Consider the following 16,098-nt stretch of genomic DNA (forward strand, 5'->3'; position numbering starts at 1 on the left):
CTTCGGTGCAGCCCAAAAGGACATTTGGCAAAACCGGCGCCCGTGCCTAAGGGTGCCCGCCGCGAAAAACCGACGAACGTAGCCTTTTTCTCAGACCCCAGGCTGGCCGATCAGCATGATCTGCTCCACTAGCCACTGCAGGGCCGGGTCGCGCAGGCGTTGGCCGAGGTGCACGGTCTCCAAGTGAAAAGGGCCCAGGGTGAAGGGCAATTCATGCAGTTGCAGCGGCAACAGCGTGGCGAAATGCTGCGCCAGTTGACTCGGCAGCGCTGCCGCCAATTCGCTGCTGGCAACAATATGCGCCGCTTGCAGGTAATTGGGTGTGGTGTAGCTGATGGTGCGGCTCAGGCCTTGTTCGCTCAGCCATTGGTCAACCATGCCGCGGGTTTGGCCGCCGTGTACCCACAGGTGGCTAAGGCTCAGAAAGGTTTTCAGATCCAGCGCGCCACTGAGCAGCGGGTGGTCTTTGCGCACTGCCAGGAGCAACGTTTCGCTCATCCAGTGACGGCGGGCAAAACGCGGCGGAATGTCTTCGAAGCGACCGAGAACCAGGTCCAGGTCGCCCTTGTCCAGCGCATCGCTGGGCAGGCTTGGGCTCAGGTGGTGGATATCAATGCGGATGCCCGGCGCCAGCCGACTAAGCTGTTCCAGCAGACGGGGCATGCAGATCAATTCCACGTAGTCCGTCACGGCAATCTTGAAATGCTGCTTGCTGCGAGCCGGGTCGAAGATTTCGCCGGCGCTCAGGCTCTGCTCGATCTGCTGCAGGGCCGCGTGAATCGGCCCGGCCAGGGCCTGGGCGCGCGGCGTGGGCTGCATGGCGCGGCCCACCCGCACCAGCAGTGGATCGTCGAGCAATACGCGCAGGCGATTGAGCGCATTGCTCACCGCCGGCTGGCTCAAGGACAGGCGTTCGGCAGCCCGCGACACATTGCATTCGCGCAGCAGGGCATCGAGCACCCGCAGCAGATTGAGGTCGAACGTGGATATATTCATTGGGTGAATTCCAAATATCACAAGACTAAATTTCAAAAATAGTAGCGCTTTACTTATGGTGTTGGGCGTTTTTGCATTTGCTGCGCCCGCCATTTAATAAAAAAGGAGTCCAAGATGACCCAGACCTTCGATATCAAGCGCGCCGCCGTGATCGGCGCCGGCACTATGGGCCGTGGCATTGTCATGAGCTTGGCCAATGCCGGCATTCAGGTGCTGTGGCTGGACAACAACCCGCAGATGCTCGAACAGGCCATGGGTGTGGTCGCCGACACCAACGCCCATAACGTCAAACTGGGCCGTATCACCCCGGAAGATTCTGCCGCTTGTCTGGCCTGCGTGACCCCGGTGGGCGACTACGCCGCGTTGGCAGACGCCGATCTGGTGATTGAAGCGGTATACGAAAACCTCGAACTCAAGCAGCAGATTTTCCGCACCCTGGACGACACTGTTAAGCCGGGCGCGATTCTGGCCAGCAACACCTCGGCACTGGATATCGACGCCATCGCCAATGTCACCAAACGCCCCGAAGACGTGCTCGGCCTGCACTTCTTCAGCCCGGCGCACATCATGAAGCTGTTGGAAATCGTGCGCGGCGACAAAACCAGCAAAGCGGTGCTTGATGCCGCAGTGGCCCTGGGCAAGCGCATTGGCAAAGTCAGTGTGGTGGCCGGCAACTGTGACGGTTTTATCGGCAACCGCATGCTCGCCACCTATGTGCGTGAAGCGCGCATGCTGCTGCTCGAAGGTGCCTACCCGCATCAGGTGGACGCGGCGCTGCAAGGCTTCGGTTTTGCCATGGGCCCGTTCCGCATGTACGACGTGGTCGGCATCGACCTGGAATGGCGTGCCCGTGAGCTGGCAGGCAAGGGCCAGGACGACCCGGCCGTGCAAGTGGATAACCGCCTGTGCGAACTCGGCCGCTTCGGCCAGAAAGCACGCATGGGCTACTACCGCTATGCCGAAGGCAGCCGCCAGGCCGAGCACGACCCGGAAGTCGACGCGCTAGTGCTGCAGGTGTCCGAGCAACTGGGCTTCAAACGCCGCGACATCGGTCAGGAAGAAATCCTTGAGCGCTGCCTGCTGGCGCTGGTGAACGAGGGCGCAAAAATCCTCGAAGAGAACATTGCCGCCAACAGCCATGACGTCGACCTGGTGTACCTCAACGGTTACGGCTTCCCGAAAGAAAAAGAAGGGCCCATGAGCTGGGCCGACAGCCAGGGCGTGGACGATATTCTTGCGCGCCTGCAGACCCTGCAAACCCATTTCGGCAACCACTGGCAGCCGGCCAACTTGATCGAACAACTGGCCACCAGCGGCAAACGCTTTTCTGACGTTAAAGAGGGTTCGCTATGAGCTACCAAGCCCCGCTGCGCGATATGCGCTTTGTGCTGCACGAGATGTTCGATGTCGGCGCCCACTGCGAGCTGCTCGACAATGGCCTGGACCGCGAGCTGGTGGACGGCGTGCTGGAAGAAGCGGCGCGCTACACCGGCGAAGTGGTGGCCCCGCTTAACCGTAGCAGCGACGAAGAGGGCGTGACCCTGGTCGATGGCAAGGTCACCACGCCTACCGGGTTTCGCGATGCCTACCAGCAATATGTAGATAACGGCTGGGCCAGCATGACCGGCCCCACCCAGTACGGCGGCCAGGGCTTTCCGCAGATGGTCGCGGCCAGCTTCCATGAAATGCTGATGGCGGCCAGCCTGTCGTTCCGCGTTTATTCCGGCCTCACCGAAGGCGCTGTATTGGCGCTGTACAAGCACGGCAGCGAAGAGCTGAAAAATTCGTACCTGGGCAAGATGGTCAGCGGCAGCTGGACCGGCACCATGTGCCTCACCGAACCCCAGGCCGGCACCGACCTCGCCCTGCTGCGCAGCAAGGCCGAGCCGCAAGCCGATGGCAGCTATGCCATTACCGGCAGCAAGATCTTTATCAGCGGTGGCGAGCAGGACATGTCCGAGAACATCGTCCACCTGGTGCTCGCCCGTTTGCCCGATGCCCCGGCCGGCGTAAAAGGCATCAGCCTGTTTCTGGTGCCCAAATACATTGCCAAGTCCAATGGCGCGCCGGGTGAGAAAAACACCCTGAGCTGCGGTGCTATCGAACACAAGATGGGCATCAAGGGTGCTGCCACCTGCGTGATGAACTTCGACGGCGCCAAAGGCTGGCTGATCGGTTCGGCCAACCAGGGGCTGGCGTGCATGTTCACCATGATGAACGACGCGCGCTTCCAGGTCGGCCTGCAAGGCCTGGGCATCGCCGAGCGTTCCTACCAGGGCGCCTTGAGCTATGCCCGCGAGCGTCTGCAATCGCGCGCTCTCACCGGCGCCGCCGCGCCGGACAAAGCCGCCGACCCGATCATCGTGCACCCCGACGTGCGCCGCATGCTGCTTACCCAGAAAACCCTGGTGGAAGGCAGCCGCATGCTCTCGGCTTACACCGCGCGCCAGCTCGACCTCGAACACGGCCACCCGGACCCGGCCGAGCGCAAGGTGGCGAGCAAGCGCGTGGCGCTGCTGATTCCCATCGTCAAATCGTTCTTCACCGACATGGGCCAGGAAGTGGCCAGCCTGGGTGTGCAGATTTATGGCGGCCACGGCTATATCCGTGAGTGGGGCATGGAGCAGTTGATGCGCGACAGCCGCATCACCCAGATCTACGAAGGCACCAACGGCATTCAGGCGCTGGACTTCATTCGCCGCAAACTGCTGGGCGATGGCGGTGCTGAGCTTAATGCGCTGCAAGACGAATTCGCGGCCCTGTGCGACGCGCAAGCCGGGCGCAGCGAATTGACCGATCTGGTCGAGCCGCTGCAAGAACGTCTGCACGAATGGCGCGACCTGACCGCCGAAGTGCTGGCCGCCAGCAACCGCGACCCGCAAGAAATCGGCGCCTGCTCGGTAGACTTCCTGCAATACAGCTCGTACCTGCTGTTGGCCGGTCTATGGCTGCAAGCAGCGGCACGGGCGCAGGATGCACTGGATGCCGGCACGGGCGAGGTGGATTTCTACACCGCCAAGCTGCACAGCGCGCGCTTCTACATGCGCCGTGTGTTGCCGCGCGTCAGCAGCCATCGCGAGATGTTGCTGGGTGGGGCCGATTGCCTGATGGCGTTGCCGGAAGCGCATTTCGCCTTTTAACCGTAGGGTGTGCTGTGCGCACCATGGCGTACACGCGTAAGTTGTTTGGTGCGCGCAGCACACCCTACGTGTTGGTTTGGCGAGCTGGATAACCCATAACAATAAAAAGGGTGCCGATTGAAAAAGCTCATTCGCATATCCGTAGTCGTGCTGGGCCTGCTCGCCTGCTTGCATGCCTACTTCGTCTACGCCCCGCGGCCTAACCCGCCGACCCTGAGCGCCACCCTGCAACACGACCATATCCAGGTCGCAGCGCTGGACCGCCAGTACAGCTACTACGTGCCCAAGCAGCTGCCGGCCAACCCGCCACTGCTGTTCGTGCTGCATGGCTCGCTGCAAACCAGCGACGACATCCGCGCCTACACCGGCTACGAGTTCGAGCGCCTGGCCGATGCCAAGGGTTTTATCGTGGTGTACCCGCAAGGTTTCGAGAACAACTGGAACGACTGCCGCAAGGCGGCCGACTACGCGGCGCGTACCCAGAATGTCGATGACAAGGGGTTTATCGCCGCCTTGATTCAGCGCTTCGCCGAGCAACAGCACATCGACCCTTCGCGGACCTTTCTGACGGGCTATTCCAGCGGCGGCCACCTGGGTTTCCGCTTGGCGCTCGAACAGCCGGACCTGCTCGCCGGCGTGGCGGCGGTATCGGCAAGCTTGCCGACCAACGACAACCTCGCCTGCCAGAGCAGCGGTAAACCGGCCTCGGTGCTGGTAATCAATGGCACCGACGACCCGATCAACCCATTCAACGGCGGCAAGGTCACGCTGTTTGGGCTGGGCAATCGCGGCACCGTGCGGTCGTCGGCCGATACCGTGGCCTACTTCGCAGGCCTTGCCGGTTACCCCGCGCTGGCCACCGCGCAGCAGGAATCGAGCGCCAACGTACGCTTCCAACATTGGCAGGCTGCGGGTAAGCATGAAGTAGCCCTGTATGCCCTGGCCGGCGGCGGCCATCTGGTGCCGCAACCGATTTACCGCGCCCCGCGTTTGCTGGGCCATAACACCGAAGGCTTCAATGCACCCGAAGCCATCTGGGCCTTTTTCGCTCGCCAGCCTCGCGCTATTACACCGCCTTCACCCTGAGGAGATCGTCATGCATCCGTTCAGCTTTGCCACTACCGCGCAGATCATCTGCGAATCCGGCTCGGCCCGCCGCCTGGCCGCCCTGTGCCGCGAGCGGGGCGCCAGTTCGGTGTTGATCGTCACCGACCCGGGCATCACAAAATTCGGCCTGCTTAACGACGTGCTGCCCGGTTTTGCCGACGAGGGCCTGAGCGTGGCGGTGTTCGATCAGGTGGTGGCCGACCCGCCCGAGGCCATTGTGCTGAAAGCGGTGACCCAGGCCCGCGAGTTGCGCGCGCAACTGGTCATCGGCTTTGGTGGCGGCAGTTCCATGGACGTCGCCAAGCTGGTGGCGTTGCTGGCTCACCCGGACTGCAAGCAGGAGCTGAAAGATATCTACGGTGTGGGCAATGCCCGTGGTCAGCGCTTGCCGCTGATTCAGGTGCCAACCACCGCCGGCACCGGGTCGGAAGTCACCCAGATCGCCATCATCACCACCGGTGAAACCACCAAGATGGGCGTGGTATCGCCGCTGCTGCTGCCCGACGTGGCGCTGCTGGATGCAGACCTGACCCTGGGCCTTCCGCCCGCTGTTACCGCCGCCACCGGTATCGATGCAATGGTGCATGCCATCGAGTCGTACACCAGCGCGCTGAAGAAAAACCCGCTGTCGGACCTGCTCGCCCGCGAAGCGCTGCGTCTGCTCGCCGCCAACCTGCACGAAGCGGTACACAACGGCCAGAACCGCAGCGCCCGGCAAGCCATGTTGCTCGGCGCCTTGCTCGCCGGTCAGGCCTTTGCCAACGCGCCGGTCGCGGCGGTGCATGCGTTGGCCTATCCACTGGGCGGCCATTTCCATATTCCCCATGGCCTGAGCAACGCGCTGGTGCTGCCCCATGTGCTGCGCTTCAATGCCTCGTCCGCCCATGCCCTGTATGCCGAGCTGGCGCCGCTGCTGTTGGGCGATGCGCTCAAGGCCGGCGACACGCGGAGCCTGACTGAGCAATTTATTGCCGAACTTTCGGCGCTGAATGAACGCCATGGTTTGCCGAGTCGTCTGCGCGATGCGGGCGTGCCGCAAGAGATGCTCGCGCGACTGGCCAGCGACGCCATGCTGCAACAGCGCTTGCTGGTGAATAACCCGCGTGCCGTGACCGAAGCCGACGCCCTGGCGATCTACCAAGCCGCTTACTGATGAGTACACCCATGACCGACCGCCAACACCTGCGCAGCGACTACGCCCACTTCCAGCCGATCACCACGCGCTGGCACGACAATGACGTCTACGGCCACGTAAACAACGTGACCTACTACAGCTTCTTCGACAGCGCGGTAAATACCTACCTGATCGAGGTCGGCGGCCTGGATATTCATGACGGCGCGGTGGTCGGGTTTGTGGTGAGTTCGTCGTGCGACTACTTCGCCTCCATCGCCTTTCCCGACCGTATCGAGATCGGTCTGCGGGTGGGCAAGTTGGGCAATAGCTCGGTGCAGTACGAGCTGGCGGTGTTCAAAGCCGGAGAAGACGAAGCCTGCGCGGCGGGGCGCTTTGTGCACGTGTTCGTTGATCGCGAAAGCAATCGCCCGGTGAGTATTCCGGATGGCTTGCGCAAGGCGTTGAGCGATTTGCTGGTGGGCTAAGCGCGTCGCGGCAAACGACATTGTTCGGCCAAAAAAAACCGCCCAACTGGGCGGTTTTTTTATTCAGTCGTGACGACGATGTTTACGTTTTTTATGGCCGTAGTGATGGCCATTGTCATGACGGTAGTTGCGTTTGCGGCTGTGGCTTTCACGCTCATCATCCGCACGGCTGGCGCTGCCGTAGTTGTTGCCCAACGCACCACCTGCCGCACCGCCTACGCCGGCACCGATCATCCCGCCGGTGCTGCCGCCCATTTTGTTGCCGATGACGTTGCCGCCGGCTGCGCCCAGGCCGCCACCAATGGCCGCCTCGGTTTTGTTGCCCTTGCGCGCGCCAACCGCCGCCCCGCCTGCACCGCCCACGCCAGCGCCAATGGCCGCGCCGGTGGCGCCGCCCATCTGTTCACCCACTACCGAGCCCAACACCCCGCCCAATGCGCCGCCAATACCGGCTTCGGTATTGCCTTCGGCCGCAAATGCCTGGCTGCCGAGCAAGCCAAGGGACAGGATAAATATGCGCGAGTACTTCATGCAGGGTTAAACCTATGTAGGAAAGACGCGCCGATCCTGTATCCGCTTCGGTACACATACAAGCCTCAAACGACAGTCGGTACGGGTTTGTTCACGTTTCGTAAATATATGTTTTAGCTCGGAAACTTTTCGATTTTTAGCCATGTCTGACGCTCTTGATCTACGGTGGGTGAGCTGAGCGGAGCAAGCGATATCGAGACGAACGCCGAGGTGCGCACAGCCCACCCGACGTGCCAGAATCGCCTGCACTTTCCCTTCGCCGAGGAGCGGGCATGAACGCCGAACAGGCACAGCAACGGCTCGGTCAAATCGAGGCGTTTCGCCAGGAACTCAAGCAACTGCAAGCCGATAACGTGCTCATCCTTGAGCCCGGGCAGCGTCAGCAAGTTGATGACCACCACCGGCACCTGCTGCAGCACTTTTCAACCACCCTTGATATTGACGCCGACGAGCGCTCCCGCCAGCTCTCGCTGGGCATGCGCGCGGCCTCGCTGTTTGGCGCATTGGCGCTGGCCGCCAGTCTGTTCTTTCTATTTCACCAGTTCTGGGGGCTGTTTAGCGAAGTTCAGCAGGTAGTGATTTTGCTCGGCACCACCCTGGGCACTTTCGGCCTGACCATCTGGCTACACGGCCATGATCGCAGCGGTTACTACACCAAACTGGCGGCGCTACTGGCGTTTATCGCCTTTGTATTGAACCTGTCGCTGGCCGGGCAGATTTTCAATATCACCCCCTCCGACAAGGCCCTGATTCCCTGGGCCATGCTCGCGTTTCTGCTGGCTTACCAATGCAACCTGCGCCTCTTGCTGGCGGCTGGGCTGGTGTGCGTGGGTGGCTACGTCGCCGCGCGGGTCGGGGCATTTGGCGGCGGCTATTGGTTGTCGGTGGGCGACCGCCCGGAAAATTTCTTCCCCTCGGCGCTGGTGCTGTTCTGCATGCCACTGGTGATCAACCACGAGCGTTTCCCCGGCTTCGCGGCGCTGTACCGGGTGTTTGCGCTGTTGTTTGTTTTTCTGCCGGTGCTGGTGCTGTCGTTCTGGGGCGAAAGCAGTTATTTGGCGCTCGATGCCTCGGCTGTCGAGTCGCTGTATCAGTACCTGGGTTTTGTCCTGGCGGGGCTGGGCATCTGGTTGGGCATTCGCCGTGGCTGGCGTGAAGTGAGCACGACCTGCATGGTGTTCGGCGTGTTGTTTCTTTACACCAAGCTGTTCGCCTGGTGGTGGGAAAGCCTACCCAAATACCTGTTCTTCCTGGCGTTGGGCGCCATTGCGGTGTTGCTGCTGGTGCTGATGCAACGGTTGCGGCGCTATTCGGCAGGAGGTGCGTTATGAGCCCACTTGCGCGCACGTTCTGGCTGGGTGCCGGGTTGATTGTGCTGAGCAACGCGCTGGCCCTCGGCGGGGTGGTTTACAACCGCAGTGGTGAGCCCGATAGCCTGTTGCGGTTGAGTGAGCGCGAGCTGTCGATGGCCTACGGGGTAGTTGTTGAAGGCAGCGAATACGCCGGTCAGGTGTTGGAGCTGGACTATCGCGTGGCCAAGGGTTGGGTCAATGTGCAGAAGCTGCGCAGCCTCGGGTTCGCCGCGCAAGACAGCAGTACAACCTTCAGACGCGACCGCGTCCAGCGTGAAGGCTTGGTCGTGCTGGAGCTCAATGGTGTTCAGTATCAGGCTGAGCTTGCAGCGGCCGAGGCTGACCTCAAGCAGACCTTGGACACGTTTGCTGCGGCGCCGCAAAGCGCTGAGGCCAGACAAAAAATGGAAATGGCGCAATACGAGCTGGACCGCCTGCGGGCCAGTAGCACTCGGCTGTATGTGGTGGATGCCGGCCTGGATGGCGACACTCTGCGCGAGCGCTACCCCGATCGCACGCGGTACAGCGTGGTTCGGGCCAATTTGCGCATGGGTGTGCAATGGAAGCCGGCGGCTTCGGCCGAGGATGACTATCTTCTGTATGCCGACCTGCCCAATCTGAGCGTGCCAGGGCAGTGGCGCACAGTCTTCAGTGCCTGGCAGCCGTATGACCGCTCGGCCGAAGAACGCAGCAAGGTCAGCGTGGAACTGGCTTTCGGCAAGCGGCTTGAGCCATGGATCACTTCGGCCCAGAAGGTCGAGTTACCGTAGGAGCGAGCGTGCTCGCGAAGCGCTTGATCGGCGGCGGACGACGAATCGCATTCGCTAGCAAGCTAGCTCCTACAAGATGGCTGTTCGGTTGCTAATCAAATAATCCGGCCGTTGTCCCGAGCCGGCTCCAAGCGAATGGCGACAAATTTCGAGGTGGGCGTGTAGCTGCCATCGCCCACGCTTTCCAGTGGCACCAGCGGGTTGGTCTCGGGGTAATACGCAGCCGCCTGGCCGGCCGGAATGTCGTAGGCCAGCAAGGTAAAACCGCTGATACGCCGCTCGCGGCCATCGCCCCATAACGACAACACGTCCACCTTCTGCCCCGGCTTGTAGCCCAGGCGGATGATGTCGGCTTCGTTGGCGAACACCACATCGCGCTGGCCTTTCACGCCGCGGTAGCGGTCGTCGAGGCCGTAGATGGTGGTGTTGTACTGGTCGTGGGAACGCATGGTTTGCAGAATCAGGTCCGGCACTTCGCCGCGGGCGCGAATGCCTTCGTGGATCAGATCGGCCGGCAGGGCGTTGGGCTTGAAGGTGGCCAGGCCCGAGGCGGTGTTCCAGCGCCGTTGCCCGGCAGCGTTGCCGAGGTAGAAGCCACCCGGGTCGCGGGCGCGTTGGTTAAAACCCTGGAAGCCCGGCACCACGTCGGCGATCAGCTCGCGAATGCGGTCGTAGTCTTCGATCAGCCACAGCCAGTTCACCGGCTTGTTGCCCAACGTGGCAGCGGCAATACCGGCGACGATTGCAGGCTCCGAGCGCATCTGCTTGCTCAGCGGCTGCAACTGGCCGTTGGAGGCGTGCACCATGCTGAAGGAGTCTTCCACGGTGACCGCTTGCGGGCCGTTGGCCTGGCGGTCGATATCGGTACGGCCCAGGCACGGCAGAATCAGCGCCTGTTTGCCCAAGGTCAGGTGGCTGCGGTTGAGCTTGGTGCTGATTTGTACGGTGAGGTCACAGTTCTGCAGGGCCTGGTGGGCGCGCGGGGTATCGGGCGTGGCTTGGGCAAAGTTGCCGCCCAGGCCGATAAACACCTTGGCCTGGCCGTCGAGCATGGCGTGAATGGCTTCCACGGTGTTGTGGCCGAATTCACGCGGCACCTTGAAGTCGAAACGGCGTTCCAGCGCATCAAGGAAAAACGCTGGCGGCCGGTCGTTGATGCCCATGGTGCGGTCGCCCTGCACGTTGCTGTGGCCACGCACTGGGCATAGGCCGGCGCCGGGCTTGCCGATGTTGCCGCGCAGCAGCATCAGGTTGGCGATTTCCTGAATGGTCGGCACCGAATGGCGGTGCTGGGTTACGCCCATGGCCCAGCACATGATCACGCGCTCGGCGTTGCGGTAAATGTGTGCCATCTGCTCAATGTCGGCCTTGGTCAGGCCAGACTGCTCGATGATGTGCTCCCAGCTCGTGGCTTCTACGACCTCCAGATACGCCTCCACCTGTGAGGTGTGCTGGGCGATAAAGGCGTGGTCGAAGACCGTGGATTTGCCCTTGGCTTGTGCTTCGCGGTCCCACTTGAGGAGGAACTTGGCCATGCCGCGCAGCGCCGCCATGTCGCCACCCAGCGCCGGGCGGAAGAAGGTGGTGCTGGTCGGGCGGTCGCCGTTGCTGAGCATTTCAATCGGGTGCTGCGGATGCTGGAAACGTTCCAGGCCGCGCTCTTTCAGCGGGTTCAGGCATACCACCTGGGCGCCGCGCTGCACCGCTTCGCGCAGCGGCTCAAGCATGCGTGGATGGTTGGTGCCGGGGTTCTGGCCAATGACGAAAATGGCGTCGGCATGTTCGAAGTCTTCGAAAGTGACCGTGCCTTTACCGACCCCGACGCTCTGGCCCAGGGCCACGCCGCTGGCCTCGTGGCACATGTTCGAGCAGTCGGGAAAGTTATTGGTGCCGTAGGCGCGCACAAAGAGTTGGTAGAGAAACGCCGCTTCGTTGCTGGCCCGGCCGGAGGTGTAGAACTCGGCCTGGTTGGGGCTTTCCAGAGCATTGAGGTGTTGGGCAATAACTTCGAAGGCGGCGTCCCAGGAAATGGGTTTGTAATGGTCGCTCGCCGGGTCGTAGGCCATGGGCTCGGTGAGGCGGCCCTGGAATTCCAGCCAATAGTCACTCTGCTCACGCAGGGTGGTGACGCTGTGTTTAGCGAAGAACGCAGCATCTACCCGGCGCTTGGTCGCTTCCCAGTTCACCGCCTTGGCGCCGTTTTCGCAGAACTTCACCATGCCGCTTTCGGCTGATTCACCCCAGGCACAGCCGGGGCAGTCGAAGCCGCCGTGCTGGTTGGTTTTGAGCAGGGTGCGGATGTTTTTCAGGGCGTTGTCGCTCTCCAGCCAGAAGTGCGCCACGCTTTTCAGCGCGCCCCAACCGCCGGCTGCGCCTTTGTAGGGTTTGTAGCGTTGGGCTGGGTGGGTGTCGACCTGATGGCTCATTGCAAAAACTCCGGGCTGTAAACCCGCGGCGCATTCTTGTGCGGCAGGTGGATCAAGTTGAGGTTGTGGCGGCGGGCCCATTGCACGGCAAGGCCGGTGGGCGCCGAGAGGCTGACCAGGGTGGTGATGCCGGCGCGCAGCACTTTCTGGATCAGCTCCAGGCTGCAGCGGCTGGTCACCAGCGCCAGGCCGCCGGTGGTCGCAATTTGTTGGCGGGTGAGGGCACCGATCAGTTTGTCCAGGGCGTTATGCCGACCGATGTCTTCGCGGCCCAGCAGCAATTGACCCTGGTTATCCATAAACAGCGCGGCATGCACGGCCCCGCAGTGTTGGCCTAACGGCTGGAATTCGTTGATGCGATCGCGCAGGCCGACTAGCCATGCTGCGGGTGGCAGCAGTGCCTGGGTGAGGGCAGTGAGTTGCGGCAGCGCTTGCTCAACCGCCTCCACGCCGCACAGGCCGCAGCCGCTGGTGCCAGTCATCTGCCGGCGCTGCTGCTTGAGGTTCCAGAACGCACGGCTGCTGATTTGCACTTCAGCCTGGCGGGCCGAACCCGCGCCGCTGAGCTTGAGGTCATAAATCTCATCGATGGACTCGACGATGCCGCTGCCGAGGCTGAAGCCTACAACGAAATCTTCAAGATCATTGGGCGAAACCAGCATCACGGCCTGGCTGATGCCGTTATAGGAAATGGCCAGCGCCACTTCCTCCGCCAGGTCGGCAGGCGCGGCGGCGCTGTGCTCCAGCTCACAAAAGCTGTAGCTGTGGCTGGCTTGGTCAAGGGGGGAGTCAGGCACGCGGGGAGAAACTACCGCGAGAGGTTGGCGCTTGGTGTTCATTGTCGTCACCGAGTTGCACGAGGTTCGGTTGATCGTTATTTGAACAGGTTAGGCCGGTTGATCGGTGGCGTCTAATCGCCAGTGCTGATGTGGTGATAGATGGTGTCGATGATGAAGGTTGGATCGCGGCGGCCAATAGCGCAGGTATCCGCTGTCACGATTCCAGAAGCATCGCACCGGCTTCCTGAAAACAGGCTTCGGCCAATGCCGAGCGTGGTGCGCTGCGACGCATGATCAGGCCCAGCGGTGCGAGGGTCTGGGCATCTTCGATAGGCTGCAGCTTGAGGTGTTTGGTCAGCATATCCAGGCCGCCATAGAGCGGCATGATCGCGCAGCACAAACCGCCGTGTACCGCTTGCACAAGCTGGTGTACCACGTCGGTCTCCAGCAGCGGCGTTGGTGTGAGGCCCCGGCTGCGGAAGTTGTGGTTGATGGATTGGCGAAAGTGCATGCCGCTGGAGAGCAGGCCCAAGGGCAGGTCGTTCAGCGCTTCCCAGGTCAGCTCGGCGGCTTCGAAGCGGAAGAAGCGCTGGTCATAGAGCAGGCCCATACGTGTTTGCATCAGGTTGAGGCTGTCGAAGTGTTCGCCGTTCAGGCGGTCGAGGTACGACACGCCAAGGTCGAGCCGGTTGCTGGCCAACTGTTCCAGGATTTGCTCGGAGCTGAGCGCCGACAGTTCAAACCGCAGGCTTGGGTGTTGTTGGTGCAGGCGTTGCAGCAGGGGAATGGGGTCGTAGCTGGACAGCGGCACCACGCCCAGTCGCAGCGTGCCAATCAGGCTGCCACGGCACGCGGCGGCTTCGGCATTCAGGCCGTCGTAGGCCGCCAGCACGCTGCGCGCCCAGGCCAGCACCCGTTCGCCGGATTCGGTAAATCCTTCAAAGCGTTGGCCGCGTAGTACCAGCGGCAACTGCAACTCTTCTTCAAGGCTGCGCAAGCGCATGGACAGGGTGGGCTGGGTGACATGGCAACGCGCTGCCGCCTGGCCAAAGTGCCGGGTTTCATCGAGGGCAATCAGAAACTTCAGTTGCTTGATGTCCATCCGTCACTCCTTTGACAGGCCTCAGACGAGGCCGTCTATCAGCAGGCGGTAATCTTCTACCGCCGGAAACTCTTCAGTGTCTTTCGGCTCTTTGCGACTGTCGGGCTCGCGTATGGCCAGCAGGTGAGCCACGCCATATTGCCGGGCGCTGCGCAAAATCGGCAGGCTGTCGTCGATAAACAGGCTGCGCTCGGGCTCGAAGGCGAAGTCGTTTTGCAGGGCGGCCCAGAAACGTTGGTCTTCTTTGGGATAACCATAGTCGTGAGAGCTGATCAGGCGGTCGAAATAGGGCGCCAGTTCAATGCGTTCCATCTTCAGCGATAGCGAGTCGCGGTGGGCATTGGTGATCAGCACCACGCGCTTGCCGGCCTGGCGCAGGGCGACCAGAAACTTGTCGGCATCCGGGCGCAGGGATATCAGGTGCGCCACTTCCCGTTTCAGCTCGCGAATCGGCAGGTTCAACTGCGCGGTCCAGAAGTCGGTGCAGTACCAGTTCAATTGCCCGGCGTGGTCGCGAAACAGCGGCAGCATATGGGCGTTGGCCTGCTCGCGGCTGATGCCGTGCACCTCGGCATAGCGCTGGGGCAGGTGCTCGAGCCAGAAGTGGTTGTCGAAATGCAGGTCCAGCAAGGTGCCGTCCATGTCGAGCAGGACGGTATCAATGGTGGACCAGGGCAAATGGGACATAGCGATGGGCTCTGCTGTAAGACAGGACGTTTTCACACACCCTGTAAGGGAAAAGGGTCGTGATTGAGTCGGCAAGCGCAATCTGGCGCGGCGATAATCCGAAAAGCCGCGTTATGATAACCCGCCAGGTCATGCCAAGGAGCCGTCCCATGCGTCAGAAACCCACCGTCCTCAACCGTGAAATAGTGGCAAGTAGCCGCCTGTTTCGCGTTGAGGAACTTCAGCTGCGCTTTACCAATGGCGTTGAGCGCACCTACGAACGGTTGGTGGGCAAGGGCGTTGGTTACGGCGCAGTGATGATCGTGGCGCTGGTGGACGACGAGCATGTGCTGCTGGTGGAGGAGTACTGCGCCGGCACCGACGACTATCAGCTGTCGTGCCCCAAAGGCTTGATTGAGCCGGGCGAAGACGTGCTGGATGCTGCCAACCGCGAACTCAAGGAAGAGGCGGGTTTTGGTGCGCGCAAACTCGAACGTCTGACCGAGCTGAGTTTGTCGCCGGGCTATATGAGCCAGGTGATTCAGGTGGTGCTGGCCCGCGATCTGTACCCCGAAACCTTGCCGGGCGACGAGCCCGAGCCGATGGGCGTGGAGCGTTTCAGCCTTCGCGAGTTGTCCAGCCTGGCCCAGCATCCGCAATTCAGCGAAGGCCGCGCGTTGGCAGCACTGTACCTGGCCCGCGATGTTCTGACCCAGCGCGGCGAATTCAACCCGGCGTCGCGTCCATGGGCTACCTGCCCTTGATGGAGCAGGTGGTGGCGCTGGCACGTGAGGCCGGCGCGGCGATTCTGCCGTACTGGCGCAGCGGCGTGGCCGTTACCGCCAAGGCGGACGATTCGCCCGTTACGGCTGCCGATTTGGCGGCCCACCATATTTTGGCGGCGGGCCTTGCCGCGCTGGATCCCAGCATTCCAGTGCTGTCCGAAGAAGCGGCCGATATCCCGCTGAGCGAGCGCGCGCAATGGACGCGCTGGTGGGTGGTCGACCCGCTGGATGGCACCAAGGAATTTATCAGCGGCAGCGACGAGTTCACCGTCAATGTGGCGCTGGTGGAGCACGGCAAGGTGCTGTTTGGTGTGGTCGGCATGCCGACTACCGGACGGTACTTCTACGGTGGCGCCGGCATCGGTGCCTGGCGTTGTGATGTGCATGGCCAGCCGCAGGCGGTGTCGGTTCGAAATGCGCCGGAAGATGGTTTTACGGTGGTGGCCAGCCGTCGCCATTCCAGCCCCGAGCAGGAACAATTGCTCGCCGGCTTGACCATCTTGTTTGGTGATTTGCAGCTGGCCAGCGTGGGCAGCTCGCTGAAGTTTTGCCTGTTGGCCGAAGGCGCTGCCGATTGCTATCCGCGGCTGGCGCCGACCTCGCAATGGGACACTGCAGCCGCGCAAGGCGTGCTGGAAGGGGCGGGTGGCGAGGTGCTGGATATTCAGGGTGAGGTGCTCACCTATGAAGCCCGTGAGTCTTTTTTGAATCCCTTCTTTTTGGCATTGCCGGCGAATGCGAGCTGGCGTGGCGAACTGCTGCGCTTGGCGCGCGGCCTTAGCGTTTAGCCGATCTGCTCTCGTAGGGTGTGCTCCGCGCACCGGGCGACCCCTCGTCGATCGCAA

General features: G+C 62.0%; 15 protein-coding genes. 9 read left to right on the forward strand and 6 right to left on the reverse strand.

Annotated elements, in window-relative coordinates:
- Positions 1-90 precede the first annotated feature (90 nt).
- Positions 91-996 carry a LysR family transcriptional regulator gene (locus PKE98_RS15050; RefSeq protein WP_271196124.1) on the reverse strand — a complete coding sequence of 302 codons (906 nt, stop codon included), beginning with the start codon at positions 994-996 and terminating at the stop codon, positions 91-93.
- A gap of 114 nt (positions 997-1,110) precedes the next feature.
- On the opposite strand from PKE98_RS15050, the gene PKE98_RS15055 reads away from it, so the two are divergent.
- From PKE98_RS15055 to PKE98_RS15075, 5 genes are all read left to right on the forward strand, one after another.
- Entirely contained in the window at positions 1,111-2,349 is a 1,239-nt protein-coding gene (locus PKE98_RS15055) for a 3-hydroxyacyl-CoA dehydrogenase (RefSeq protein WP_271196125.1), read from the forward strand.
- Complete coding sequence (locus tag PKE98_RS15060; RefSeq protein WP_271196126.1) at positions 2,346-4,136, forward strand: acyl-CoA dehydrogenase C-terminal domain-containing protein; 1,791 nt, start codon at positions 2,346-2,348, stop codon at positions 4,134-4,136. The genes PKE98_RS15055 and PKE98_RS15060 overlap by 4 nt, the downstream gene beginning before the upstream one ends.
- 117 nt (positions 4,137-4,253) lie before the next feature.
- Positions 4,254-5,222, forward strand: coding sequence for a CE1 family esterase (locus tag PKE98_RS15065; protein ID WP_271196127.1), 969 nt, complete (start codon positions 4,254-4,256; stop codon positions 5,220-5,222).
- 10 nt (positions 5,223-5,232) lie between these two features.
- Positions 5,233-6,396: an iron-containing alcohol dehydrogenase gene (locus tag PKE98_RS15070; protein WP_271196128.1), complete on the forward strand. Its 1,164-nt coding sequence runs from the start codon at positions 5,233-5,235 to the stop codon at positions 6,394-6,396.
- Between the two features lie 11 nt (positions 6,397-6,407).
- Positions 6,408-6,842, forward strand: a complete 435-nt coding sequence (locus tag PKE98_RS15075) for an acyl-CoA thioesterase (RefSeq protein WP_271196129.1) — start codon at positions 6,408-6,410, stop codon at positions 6,840-6,842.
- Positions 6,843-6,905: 63 nt separating this feature from the next.
- On the opposite strand, the gene PKE98_RS15080 is transcribed toward PKE98_RS15075, so the two are convergent.
- Positions 6,906-7,373, reverse strand: a complete 468-nt coding sequence (locus PKE98_RS15080; protein ID WP_271196130.1) for a YMGG-like glycine zipper-containing protein — start codon at positions 7,371-7,373, stop codon at positions 6,906-6,908.
- A gap of 272 nt (positions 7,374-7,645) precedes the next feature.
- On the opposite strand from PKE98_RS15080, the gene PKE98_RS15085 reads away from it, so the two are divergent.
- Both PKE98_RS15085 and PKE98_RS15090 read left to right on the forward strand, forming a co-directional pair.
- A complete protein-coding gene (locus tag PKE98_RS15085) occupies positions 7,646-8,704 on the forward strand; it encodes a DUF2157 domain-containing protein (RefSeq protein ID WP_271196131.1) in 1,059 nt (352 codons plus the stop codon).
- Positions 8,701-9,495, forward strand: coding sequence for a DUF4824 family protein (locus tag PKE98_RS15090; RefSeq protein ID WP_271196132.1), 795 nt, complete (start codon positions 8,701-8,703; stop codon positions 9,493-9,495). Before PKE98_RS15085 ends, PKE98_RS15090 begins: the two co-directional genes overlap by 4 nt.
- A gap of 95 nt (positions 9,496-9,590) precedes the next feature.
- On the opposite strand, the gene PKE98_RS15095 is transcribed toward PKE98_RS15090, so the two are convergent.
- From PKE98_RS15095 to yrfG, 4 genes are all read right to left on the reverse strand, one after another.
- Positions 9,591-11,921 carry an FdhF/YdeP family oxidoreductase gene (locus PKE98_RS15095; protein WP_271196133.1) on the reverse strand — a complete coding sequence of 777 codons (2,331 nt, stop codon included), beginning with the start codon at positions 11,919-11,921 and terminating at the stop codon, positions 9,591-9,593.
- Positions 11,918-12,760, reverse strand: a complete 843-nt coding sequence (fdhD, locus tag PKE98_RS15100) for a formate dehydrogenase accessory sulfurtransferase FdhD (RefSeq protein ID WP_271196134.1) — start codon at positions 12,758-12,760, stop codon at positions 11,918-11,920. The genes PKE98_RS15095 and fdhD overlap by 4 nt, the downstream gene beginning before the upstream one ends.
- Positions 12,761-12,914: 154 nt before the next feature.
- Positions 12,915-13,802 carry a LysR family transcriptional regulator gene (locus PKE98_RS15105; protein WP_271196135.1) on the reverse strand — a complete coding sequence of 296 codons (888 nt, stop codon included), beginning with the start codon at positions 13,800-13,802 and terminating at the stop codon, positions 12,915-12,917.
- Between the two features lie 21 nt (positions 13,803-13,823).
- Positions 13,824-14,489, reverse strand: coding sequence for a GMP/IMP nucleotidase (yrfG, locus tag PKE98_RS15110; protein ID WP_271196136.1), 666 nt, complete (start codon positions 14,487-14,489; stop codon positions 13,824-13,826).
- A gap of 149 nt (positions 14,490-14,638) precedes the next feature.
- Between yrfG and nudE the strand changes: the two genes are divergently transcribed.
- Both nudE and cysQ read left to right on the forward strand, forming a co-directional pair.
- Complete coding sequence (nudE, locus tag PKE98_RS15115; protein WP_271196137.1) at positions 14,639-15,232, forward strand: ADP compounds hydrolase NudE; 594 nt, start codon at positions 14,639-14,641, stop codon at positions 15,230-15,232.
- A complete protein-coding gene (cysQ, locus tag PKE98_RS15120; RefSeq protein WP_271196138.1) occupies positions 15,214-16,041 on the forward strand; it encodes a 3'(2'),5'-bisphosphate nucleotidase CysQ in 828 nt (275 codons plus the stop codon). Before nudE ends, cysQ begins: the two co-directional genes overlap by 19 nt.
- Positions 16,042-16,098 lie beyond the last annotated feature (57 nt).

It is taken from the genome of Pseudomonas turukhanskensis (assembly GCF_027922365.1).
GTDB lineage: Bacteria > Pseudomonadota > Gammaproteobacteria > Pseudomonadales > Pseudomonadaceae > Aquipseudomonas > Aquipseudomonas turukhanskensis.